The organism is Bryocella sp., from assembly GCF_058498515.1.
This window is the reverse complement of record NZ_JBMHYI010000052.1, coordinates 18562-29054: the sequence shown is the minus strand read 5'-3', so window position 1 is coordinate 29054 and position 10493 is coordinate 18562. Positions and strand designations below refer to the sequence as shown.

Annotated in this window: 9 protein-coding genes and 1 tRNA gene; 8 read left to right on the top strand and 2 right to left on the bottom strand. The window is 57.3% G+C overall.

Going from position 1 to position 10493, the window contains the following annotated elements; genetic code table 11:
* The 5 genes from AC5E6W_RS16780 to AC5E6W_RS16760 all read left to right on the top strand — a co-directional run.
* The coding region (locus AC5E6W_RS16780) for an alpha/beta hydrolase (protein WP_491753478.1) at nucleotides 1-566 on the top strand (566 nt) is incomplete at its 5' end.
* A gap of 99 nt (nucleotides 567-665) precedes the next feature.
* On the top strand, nucleotides 666-1385 hold the full coding sequence (locus AC5E6W_RS16775; protein ID WP_491753477.1) for a dienelactone hydrolase family protein: 720 nt from the start codon (nucleotides 666-668) through the stop codon (nucleotides 1383-1385).
* Nucleotides 1386-1614: 229 nt separating this feature from the next.
* Nucleotides 1615-2703, top strand: coding sequence for an alkene reductase (locus AC5E6W_RS16770; protein ID WP_491753476.1), 1089 nt, complete (start codon nucleotides 1615-1617; stop codon nucleotides 2701-2703).
* A 533-nt stretch (nucleotides 2704-3236) separates the two neighbouring features.
* Nucleotides 3237-5075, top strand: a complete 1839-nt coding sequence (locus tag AC5E6W_RS16765; protein ID WP_491753475.1) for a DUF885 domain-containing protein — start codon at nucleotides 3237-3239, stop codon at nucleotides 5073-5075.
* Nucleotides 5076-5171: 96 nt separating this feature from the next.
* Entirely contained in the window at nucleotides 5172-5615 is a 444-nt protein-coding gene (locus AC5E6W_RS16760; RefSeq protein WP_491753474.1) for a hypothetical protein, read from the top strand.
* Between the two features lie 97 nt (nucleotides 5616-5712).
* On the opposite strand, the gene AC5E6W_RS16755 is transcribed toward AC5E6W_RS16760, so the two are convergent.
* Nucleotides 5713-6648, bottom strand: a complete 936-nt coding sequence (locus AC5E6W_RS16755) for a LysR family transcriptional regulator (RefSeq protein ID WP_491753473.1) — start codon at nucleotides 6646-6648, stop codon at nucleotides 5713-5715.
* 333 nt (nucleotides 6649-6981) lie between these two features.
* Here AC5E6W_RS16755 and AC5E6W_RS16750 point away from each other — a divergent pair, with 333 nt between their 5' ends.
* Nucleotides 6982-7254 (top strand): helix-turn-helix domain-containing protein, encoded by a 273-nt coding sequence (locus AC5E6W_RS16750; protein WP_491753472.1) that lies wholly within the window; start codon nucleotides 6982-6984, stop codon nucleotides 7252-7254.
* A 98-nt stretch (nucleotides 7255-7352) separates the two neighbouring features.
* The gene (locus tag AC5E6W_RS16745; RefSeq protein ID WP_491753471.1) at nucleotides 7353-8606 is read left to right on the top strand and encodes a tyrosine-type recombinase/integrase; all 1254 of its coding nucleotides are present in this window, start codon (nucleotides 7353-7355) and stop codon (nucleotides 8604-8606) included.
* An 86-nt stretch (nucleotides 8607-8692) separates the two neighbouring features.
* On the opposite strand, the gene AC5E6W_RS16740 is transcribed toward AC5E6W_RS16745, so the two are convergent.
* Nucleotides 8693-8769: transfer RNA gene (locus AC5E6W_RS16740), tRNA-Met, on the bottom strand.
* A 304-nt stretch (nucleotides 8770-9073) separates the two neighbouring features.
* Between AC5E6W_RS16740 and AC5E6W_RS16735 the strand changes: the two genes are divergently transcribed.
* On the top strand, nucleotides 9074-10354 hold the full coding sequence (locus AC5E6W_RS16735) for a BON domain-containing protein (RefSeq protein ID WP_491753470.1): 1281 nt from the start codon (nucleotides 9074-9076) through the stop codon (nucleotides 10352-10354).
* Nucleotides 10355-10493: the final 139 nt, after the last annotated feature.

Genomic DNA, 10493 nt, shown 5'->3' with positions numbered 1-10493 from the left:
TGCGTAGCTTACTCGACACGATCGAGGGGCCAGTTCTTCTCGTCTCTCACGCCTACGGTGGGGCAGTCATCACCCAAGGCGGCGACGATCCCAAGGTGAAGGGCCTCATCTATGCAGGCTCACCCATGCCTGCGGCGGGTGAGTCCACTAACGACTGTCTCTATCGGTTTCCCGGCGGCGACTTCGCTTCGTCCGCTGATCTGATTCCATACACTCTGCCCGACGGAACCAAAGGCACGAATATCCTCATCAAACCCGAGAAGTACGCGTACCTTCTTGCCGCCGACGTACCAGAGAGCAAACTCGCCCTGATGATCGCCACGCAGCGACCGATTGAAGCCGCGGCGCTCGCCGACATACTGACATCGGCTGCGTGGACGACCAAGCCTAGCTGGCAAATAAGGCCGCTCTTGGACCCCGTCATTCCCCAGGACGAGTTCAAGTTCGAAGCTGAGCGCGCCCATTCTACGGTCATTGAGTTGAACTCTTCGCACGCCATCCCCGTCACTTTTCCCGATGTGGTAGTCGACGTAATCAACCAAGCGGCCCGCGCAGTCACCGAGTAGCGGTGGCCTGTTGAGTGGAGGTTCTGTCGCAATGATCTCGTGGGGCAGCTCACGCGTACCCCTCGGGCGAAATACAACAGCCACTACAAGGAGAAGAGCATGCACACTGAAGTCCTGAGATATGAAGCGAATGGCCTGAACATGGAAAGCGTCTTGTATTTCGATGAGACCAAAACGGGCAAGCGCCCAGCGGTTCTGGTATTCCCCGAGGCTTACGGCCTAAGCCCGCACGCCAAAGAAAAGGCACAGCGTCTGGCTGAACTGGGCTATGTGACTCTCGCCAGCGACCTGTACGGCGAAGGCAAGAACGCCAGCACGCTAGAAGAGGCAATGGCGTTTGTCGGCCCGATGCTCAAGGACCCCTTTATAAACCGGGCCTATGCCGAAGCCGGCCTCAAAGCGCTGATTGCCCGGCCGGAAGTCGACCCAAGCAGAATCGCCGCCATAGGTTACTGTTCCGGGGGCACCGTAGCGCTGGAACTAGCGCGTGGAGGGGCGGATGTGAAAGGTGTCGCTGGTTTTCACAGCGGCTTGGCGACAGAGCGCCCAGGGGACGCCAAGGACATTAAGGGGAAGGTGCTGGTTTGCATCGGCGGTGATGACCCGATGATCGGGCCGGATATCCGTCAAGCATTTGCCGAGGAAATGAACGCAGGCAAGGTCGACTGGCAGCTCCATCTCTATGGTGGAGTGGTGCACAGTTTTACCAACAAGGAAGCCGAAAAGCGCGGGCACCCCGATGCCATGCGCTATAGCGCATCGGCTGACAGACGCTCCTTCCAAGCGCTGGGGAACTTCCTGGAGGAGATCTTCGCTTGATGTTGCCTTGTTCGTCCCGACCATCGTAGCCGCTGTGGCCGAGCAGGCTGCGAGGGCCATCACGCGGAACTGAATTCTATTCAACAGAGGTTCCTGCGCCACGTCGCACCGGCGTAGGAACCGAAACACAAGAGGTCACCTGGTTGCATGCATACGGGACCAGTGAGCCCATTCTCAGATGTGGAGCAGAGCAACATCTCACCACGTCGTAGGACACAGGAGTACAGAATTGGCTAACATCTTTGAACCCATTCAGCTCGGACCTTTCACGCTTGCAAATCGTGTCTTTATGGCTCCCCTCACGCGCACGCGCGCCGATGTGGACGGTGTTCCAAGCGAATTTGCCGCGACGTATTACTCGCAACGCGCTTCCGCCGGGCTCATCGTGACCGAGGCGACCCAGATCTCACCCATGGGTAAGGGGTATAGCAATACTCCTGGAATACATTCCCGCGCACAGGTGAAGGCGTGGTCTGAAATCACTGAATCCGTCCACAAAAGCGGAGGCCGGATTTTCCTTCAGTTGTGGCATGTTGGTCGCATCTCCCATACCTCCTTGTTGCCAAACGGCGTGCAGCCCCTGGCACCATCCGCGATCCGAGCCAATGCCTATACACACATTGCCACCGGTTCGGCACAGGTCTCGGAGCCCGTGGCATTGACGACGAGCGGGATCAAAGAGACCTTAGTCGACTACAGGCACGCTGCTGAAAACGCTAAGACAGCCGGATTTGACGGGGTTGAGGTTCATGCTGCGAATGGATACCTGATCGATCAATTTCTCCGAACAGGGACGAATCAGCGCACCGATGAATACGGGGGCACGGCGGAAAACCGGGTCCGCTTTCTTGCTGAAGCCGTCGAAAAGGTACTCGAAGTGTGGGACAGCAAGCAGGTCGGTGTGCGGATCTCTCCGACGGTTGACTTCAACGACATGATGGACGCTAATCCGCACGAAACCTTCTCGGTCGCGGTGGAAAAGCTCAGTGGCTATGGGCTTGGGTATCTTCACGTCGTGGAGCAAGCACAAGACAGCAAAGGGAGCGCCGAGGAGGGTATCGCCTTATCGGCACACCTAAGAAAACTTTGGGAAAGTGTCTACGTCGTGAACGGCGGATATGACGGACCCAGGGGCGAAGAAGCGGTACGGTCTGGTCATGCCGATGCTGTTGCATTTGGCCGCGCCTTTCTAGCCAACCCGGATCTTCCGAAGAGGCTGCAACTGGGTGCCCCGCTGAATGCAATGGACCCGACCACTATCTACGGAGGCGGCGCTGAAGGCTACACGAGCTATCCCACGCTGACCGAGCACCTGTGAAGAAATGATCTTCACATGGCGAACAACTGCGGATAGAAGAGTGCAAACTGAGACGCGCGGATATACGTCTCCCTAAGTGCCGCTCTTGGAGAGTTGATGGCTGAGACCGCGAATGAAAGCAATAGACACTGGCAACATGTCCACTGCTGCCCTCAGTGCGGGTACGTCGTCAAGGCGGAAGATCTGAGCCATACGGCCATTGCGACAGGGGTTATGATCTGCCCCAAATGTGATTGCTCAGGACCCATAAATTTAGAGATCGTACCAATGGAGAACCCGGACCAATAACCAGAGCATGTTTCCTAAATGGATTCGGTTTCGTCGCCGTGGGCAGAAACGCTGACCTGGTCGTGGTTGTGGAAATCCGAGAAGCCATATCGGCCAGATCGAAAATGTTGATTCAGTCTTCCGCGTTGGCTTGGAGTTCATTTTCGCAAGACTGTTGAAATCTATAAGAGGACATTTCGGGAGTTACTGAGTCGAACCGTCGAACACGTAAAGTCCCTTGTCCTGAGCCCCGCCTCGAAAGGTAAATGATGTCTCTGTTGTTGGTCATGCTGCTGTATCCAATGCCTACATCTTCATCCGTTGTGCGAATAAACCAGGTTCCATCAGCCCTGCTGCGTAGCAACTCCCTTGCCAGCGCATCAGTTGACCAGAGGACCAGCGGAGCAACTCCGTCGGAGGCATCTTCGCTGCAAAGCAGGCTCTACCTGCAGAATCAGCTTTTCAAAGAGCAGGCTGCTTCGGACGCAACTCCGAGTTCTGGAGAGAAGAGGTCGCTGCTCGGCGACTTTTCTCTCGCCGCAAGCGTGCGACAGAATGCGATCGACCGTGGGTTTCGGACAAGGCTCGCCGCCATCTCGCCCGACGGATTTCCCGAACAGGATCGAATCTCGCACGAACTCATGCTGCGTGAATTGGATCAGCGAATGACAGATTATGCCCTGAGGACCTATGAGATGCCGCTCACCCAATTTAGAGGCATCCATACAGATCTTGCGGATATCCCGCGGTCGCTGCCGTTCCACTCTGTAATGGATTACGAGAAGTACATAACGCAACTGCATGAGATTCCGCTGGCGTTCGAGCAGACGGTTGAGGTGTTGAAACAGGGGGAAAGTGACGGGTTGATGCCGGTGCGTCTGTTGCTTGAGCAGATCCCCGCGCAGTGCCAGGGAATCATTGCGGAAAACCCATTTCTCTTGCCGACGACGAAGTTTCCGGCGTCGATTGCGGTGGCTGATCAGAAGCGTCTCACCAGTGAGATCGTCAGTGCGACGACCAATGAGGTCTTGCCCGCATACAAGCGCTTCGCTGCCTTTGTTGCAAACGACTATGCGCCACATGGGCGCACCACAATTGGTTTGAATAGCCTTCCAGATGGAGCTCGGCGATACCAGAACGCTATCCACGAACAGACTACGACGAACATGACCCCGGCCGAGATTCATGCGCTCGGGCTTCGAGAGATCGCTCGCATCAATGGACTCCTCACCGACCTTGCGCATAAGGCGGGATACCCCGATTTGAAAAGCTTTCGTGCTGCGCTGAACAGCGACCCCAGGTATATCCCGACGTCAGCGGACCAGATCGTGGAAGATTTTAGGCATTACGTCAACCAGATGGAACCCCGTCTGCCTGAGCTCTTCCTTGACTACCCCAGAACAAAGCTGGTCGTCGAAGCGATACCCGCATCGCAGCCCCAGATGGGCACGCATCACGTCGATGGGAACGCAGACGGAAGCACTCCGGGGCGCGTCGTCGTAGCTACTTCCAACTACGCCCATCGTAGAATCATCAGCGATGAAACACAGGCTTATCACGAAGGTATTCCGGGACATGAACTGCAAGTCACCATCGAGCAGCATCTGAAAGGCTTGCCAGCCTTCCGGTCACAGATTCGCAACAACGCCTATATCGAGGGCTGGGCGGTGTATGCGGAGGCGCTCGGCAAAGAGATTGGATTCTTTCAGGAACCCGCCTCGGATTACGGCCGACTGAACCTCGAACTCTTGAGGGCAGTTCGCTTCGTTGTGGATACCGGCATCCATGCGGACGGATGGACCCGCGACCAGGCGGTCACTTACTTCCGCGAGAGCGGCGCCGCCGACGAACCCACCATACAGTCTGAGATCGATCGGTACATCGCGCTGCCTGCTCAAAGCCTCAGCTACAAGATCGGTCAACTCAAGATCCGCGAGTTGCGAACCCGAGCACAGCAGCAGCTTGGCCCACGCTTCGATATTCGCAAGTTCCATGACGAGATACTCAATGCCGGCAGCTTGCCCATGGATATGCTGGACACTCGGATCAACGACTGGATCAAGAGCGAACAAGCCGCCGGGGAAAAATCAGGCAACCGCGGATGAGCTCCCGAGGGTCGCCACTCATGGACAGCTCGTCGCTTGCGAATTTGGCATTCATAAACAACGTTGGCATGGCCATCAAAAAATAAAGGGTGCAACATGAAGATGCTCTTTGCAACTACTCTCGTTCTCGCTTCCTTCGTTCCCGCTACGACCCCGGCTGAGAATCCCTGGAATGGGACCTGGCTTCTCGACACTGGCAGAAGCACTCCAGGAATCAAGGATCAGGCTGCGGAGGGGTATAGGTTTACGCTGCAACCAGACGGGCAAATCAAGTGGGAGATTCCATCTCTTGGCGAGGTGGTCACCGGCAAGACGGACGGTGTGCCAATGGAGATCCATAGAACGAAGCCGACTCCTGGGCTCACCTTGAGTGTCAAAGCCGAGGGTCCGACGGTACTTCTCTACAAGGTCGCTCGCGATGGAAAGCCAGTGGGGGAAGGTCGAATGACATTGGTGGAGAACGGCAAGGCTTGGGTCGATATTTCGTGGCCCGCAGGCCAGCCGCAATACGCGGGTGAAGTTGTATATGTGAAGCAATGATGCCAATTCACCGAATGCATCCGCCGAAACATAGGCTGTGACGCAATCTGGTAATTTGCCTAACGCCCCAAGGGAGGAGGCCATCGCCTTGTAGCGATCAGGCTGGCATGGGAAGCGGGAGCTGCTTGACGGTGTCGAAGCGCGAAAGCTTCTTCACGAAAGTCCGCATGAACTCGCTCGCAAGTTTCGATTTGTTGTCCGCGCGAGCTGCGATATAGGTCTTCAGCAAGAGGGATTCTTCCATGAGAGGGCGGACTGTTACCGTCTCTCGGGCGATTCGCAATGCACCCGACTTGGTAAGAAAAGCCAAGCAGCGTCCATGGGCGATGAACGGGAAGGCCTCCTCTGCGGTCATCACATGGTGGATCTGCGAAGGCTTGACCCGCTTCTCCCGTGCCACCCTCAAGATTGTGTCATAGAGCGCAGGATGGACCCTCCGCTCAAACAACACCCATTCCTTCCCGTCCAGTGCGGTCATAGATAATTGCTCGTGAACTGCCGTCTCATCGTCCTCGGACATCGTGATGTAAAACGGCGCTTGAGCAATTTGTGTAGCTGACAACATTGGCGACATTGGCGGCTCTGTTGTGATTGCCAGGTCCATTGAGCCGGAGAGTAGCTCATGCACGAGGTCCAAGGAAAACTGACTGGAGAGCTCCACCCTCAGGGATGGGTAGAGTGGAAGTTGAATGGAACGAAGCGTCGAGATGAGAAAAGGATCGGTGTAGGGGGATCTCCCTATGTTCAATACAGCTTCGGAGTTTTGTATGACCGCGCGTGCGGCGTGTACCGCTCTGTCAAGGTGTAGTACAGATAGTCGTGATTCCTCAATAAAAGCACGGCCCGCATCGGTGATCGCGACCATCTGGCGGTTGCGGTCGAAAATCGAAATCCCAAGCCAATCTTCAAGCGCGGAGATGTGTTTAGTCAGCGTCGGTTGGCTAATGTGACGCATCCTCGCTGCCCGCGAGAAGCTCAAGGTTTCCGCCAGCGCTATGGCTGATTTCAACAGGCTGAGTAGATTGCGCGTCATAATCCGATCCCCCGCGTTCTGCTCTACATGGGGAGAATCTGGAGTGACCGTTGCCGCGTTAATCGTTGCTAGCAGAGGACGTAAATTGCGATCCTAGTACGATTCGGCGCGGAAGCAAAGTCATCGCAAGACACCCCTAACTATTCTGATGCTTTTCTGGTGCAACTGTTTGCCCTCAGGCAACCCAGCGGTCGGTTATTCAACAACGGAATAACGAACTTCCGCATTGGAATTGGACAGTCGAAGTCGCTTACGACATCGTTATAGCCAACGTGGAGAGAGAATGATTCTCCGTTAGCGCTAGATTCGTTCTCCGCGTCAATTTCCTCGCGCATGGTCAATGGGCGCGATGTCGTCGGGAGTTCAACCATGCCGGAAATGCGAAAGCCAGTGGCTTCAGAACACGGCGCACCTCCGATCTTTGGACCAGGAGCGCAACCATTGCTCAACAGCAGCCAGGCAGCTCAGTTTCTGGGGGTGCATCCCCGAACTTTGCAGCGAATGGTGGCACGTGGACAGATCGCTGGGGTGCGAGTCGGCAAACTGTGGCGCTTCGTTCCGTCGTCCATTCGGGACTGGATAAACGAGCACGAAATCGCCAGTTGAACTAGGGTTTCCGGCTACTTTTGTGCTGGCTTGAAGCGTCGCACTGGGCTACGCTTTAAGCAGCCATCTGTGCTGTGAAATCGAGGAGAAATGCCTTGATGGATCACACACGATATCAATTTGGAAGCGTCACCCTTAAGAAGCGGGCGAAGGGAGCCGATGTCTGGGAGTTCCGGTACTACGAGACGCAGGCCGACAACACGAGGAAGCGTAAAGCGACCTTCGTCGGGACCACGAATCAGTACAAGAACAAGTCAGAAGCTCGGGTTGCAGTCGAAGCCCTTCTCCTAAAACTCAACGAAGAGAAACCACAGCATCACCTGGGAGCTGTCACCTTTGGCGCGATCTGCGACCGATACATCGAGGAAGAGTTGCCGCAACGCTACTCAACCCGAAAGTCGTATCTGTCGAATATCAAGCTGCATATACGCCCAAGGTGGGAACGCTACCTGCTACACCAGATCCGGCCCATGGTGGTCGAAGGATGGTTGAAGAACTTGGACATGGCCCCAAAGTCTAAGGCTCATATCCGCAGCGTCATGCACCTGCTGTACGAGTGTGCAGCTCGCTGGGAACTCTTCAACGACCGTCGCAATCCCATCGAGATGGTTCGGGTTAAGGACAGCACGAAGCGTCGTCAGCGCCCAGCCGTGTTGACTGTGAGTGAGTACGAAGCCATCCTCGGTCTGTTGAAAGAGCCGTACCGAACGATGGTGATTGTTGCGCAATGTCTCGGTCTTCGCGTGAGCGAAATCGCGGCACTCCAGTGGCAAGACTTCGATTTTGAACGGCAGCAACTTCTCGTGCAGCGGAGCATCGTGAACGGGAACGTCGATGACGTCAAGACGGAGTATTCACGAGACCATGTACCGCTGCACGAATCTCTAGTCGAGGTTCTGCTCGCATGGAGCAAGCAAGCCTTGCCGACGGAAGAAGGCTGGGTCTTCGCGAGCGCCCATACGAACAAGCCTTATCACCCGACCGATATTCAGAAGCGGCACATCCGCCCTGCGGGGTTTTGCCTTGTGGCATGTCCGAATTGCGGAGCTGGGGTCGGCGTCTGGTGCTCGCAGGATCGACCGACACCAAACGGCAAGCGGCTGCTCATCCACGATGAGCGTAAGGCGAATGCCGGGAAATACAGTCGGATCGGCTGGCACACGTTCCGCCACACGTACCGTTCGTGGCTGGACGAGACAGGAGCGCCGATGAAGGTGCAGCAAGAGTTGATGCGTCACGCGTCGATTCAGACGACGATGAATGTCTATGGACAGGCTATGTCGTCCTCGAAGCGGGAAGCGAACAGCAAGGTCGTGGAGATGGTGCTCAAGCCTGTACGGGCGAGTGCCTAAAACCATGAATTTTGCGAATGGGAGTCAGTGGGAGTGAATCTGAAGGAAGGCTCAATCAAAATCGCTTCGTAACTAATTGATTTGATTGGTTGCGGGGGTAGGATTTGAACCTACGACCTTTGGGTTATGAGCCCAACGAGCTACCGGGCTGCTCCACCCCGCAAAATCAGTATACGGCGGATGAATGCCGGGGGTCAAACGTGTGACGGAATGGTGACATGGGCGTCGAAAGAGCTGGATTGGCGGGGCTCTGGAGAGGTCCGACGCGAGATGACCGAAGGTCCTATCGTGAGATAACGGAACTTTTTCCTCTGCTTCGCGTCTTTGGAAGTGGCCACCGGTGGCGCTATGGCGGCTTGTTCTGGCATCTGAATAAGATGTGGACAGGCCGTGAAGCAAAACAAGGCCGGGGCTTTATGCCGTGTCGGGCGACAAGAGTTGCTGACACGTGCCAGGAGGAACGAACAATGCGATGGCAGAGGAAGACGGGAACTCACGGCGGCGCGGTTGGGCTGGCCGGAGGTCTCATGCTGGCGGCTATGGTTGCAGGGGCTGCGGGCGCGCAGTCGCAGCCGGAAGCGCAACAGGCGGGAACACAGATTACGGATGCGCAGATTGAGTCCAACGTGCTGCAGGCGCTGGCCGGAGCTTCGGACCTGTCGACGCAGAACATTCAGACTTCGACCGTATATGGCGTGGTGACGCTGAGCGGCAACGTGCACAGCGAAGCGCAGCGGACCGAGGCTGAGAACCTGACGGCGAAGACGGCGGGCGTGAAGAAGGTGGTCGACGAACTGCAGCTGGGCGATACGCCGCCTCCGCAGCAGGCGCAAGCGAACGGCGCAGCGGACCAGCCGCCGCCTCCGGGCTGGGTGCTGCAGTCGGATGGGACGTATGCTCCTCCGGCGGGCGATCAGTCGCAGCCCCAGGGACCGCAAGGTGCGCCGAATCAGCAGCAGCCTGCCTATAGCCAGCAACAGCCTGGACCTCAGCAGGGGTATCCGCAGCAGCAGTATCCGCAGCGTCAACCGATGTATGCGGGTCAGCCTGGGCCGTCGTATGTGCCGCCTCCGGGAGCTTCGGCAGGGCAGCGCGCGGGAATTCCGGTAACTGTGGCGGAGGGATCGACACTGCAGATCCGGATCAATCGCGGGCTGGATTCCAAGCACACACAGCCGGGCACGCCATTTGACGGCACGGTGTTGAACGACATCGTGGCCAACGGTGTGGTGGCGATTCCCCGGGGAGCGCAGATCTCAGGCGTGGTGGTGGATTCGAAGTCGGCCGGCGCGCTGAAGGGCCGCGGCGAGCTTGCGCTACAGCTGAACAGCCTGACGCTGGGCGGACAGGTGTATCCGATCAATACCGATGTGTGGTCGCGCGAAGGTGCGGACAAGACCAATCGGACGGTGGGCAGCGCGGTCGGGCTGGGTGCTCTGGGTGCCCTGTTCGGCGCGGTTGCAGGCGGCGGAGCGGGCGCGGCGATCGGCGCGGGCGTAGGCGGAGCGGCCGGTGTGGCCAACTCGGCAGCCTCGCCCGGCGGGCAGATCATTATCCCGCCGGAGTCCGTGCTGACGTTCCATGTGGCGCAGCCTTTGCCTGTGCGCACGGTGTCGGAGCAGGAGATGTCGCGGCTGGCGTTCGGTGCGGCTCCTGCGCAGCCGCCGATGCGGCGCTACTGCCGACCGTACTACGGATGCTATTGGGGACCGGCGTATCCTCCGCCACCTCCGGTGCAACCGTACTAAGGGCGCTGAATCCTCCATCAACGTGGTGTTAAACCTCAGGGCTGCGATCTACAGATCGCAGCCCTGAGCTGTTTCGGGGCCCCGCAATCGTGCGGGCCGGCGGGAATCGGCGTCAGCGCTGATTTATACTTCTCCCGAG

What these genes read in the sequence shown, in the direction of transcription:
- AC5E6W_RS16775 (WP_491753477.1), top strand. Translation starts at nt 666, where the DNA reads ATGCACACTGAAGTCCTGAGATATGAAGCGAATGGCCTGAACATGGAA.
- AC5E6W_RS16765 (WP_491753475.1), top strand. Translation starts at nt 3,237, where the DNA reads ATGATGTCTCTGTTGTTGGTCATGCTGCTGTATCCAATGCCTACATCT.
- AC5E6W_RS16760 (WP_491753474.1), top strand. Translation starts at nt 5,172, where the DNA reads ATGAAGATGCTCTTTGCAACTACTCTCGTTCTCGCTTCCTTCGTTCCC.
- AC5E6W_RS16755 (WP_491753473.1), bottom strand. Translation starts at nt 6,648, where the DNA reads ATGACGCGCAATCTACTCAGCCTGTTGAAATCAGCCATAGCGCTGGCG.
- AC5E6W_RS16750 (WP_491753472.1), top strand. Translation starts at nt 6,982, where the DNA reads ATGGTCAATGGGCGCGATGTCGTCGGGAGTTCAACCATGCCGGAAATG.
- AC5E6W_RS16745 (WP_491753471.1), top strand. Translation starts at nt 7,353, where the DNA reads ATGGATCACACACGATATCAATTTGGAAGCGTCACCCTTAAGAAGCGG.
- AC5E6W_RS16735 (WP_491753470.1), top strand. Translation starts at nt 9,074, where the DNA reads ATGCGATGGCAGAGGAAGACGGGAACTCACGGCGGCGCGGTTGGGCTG.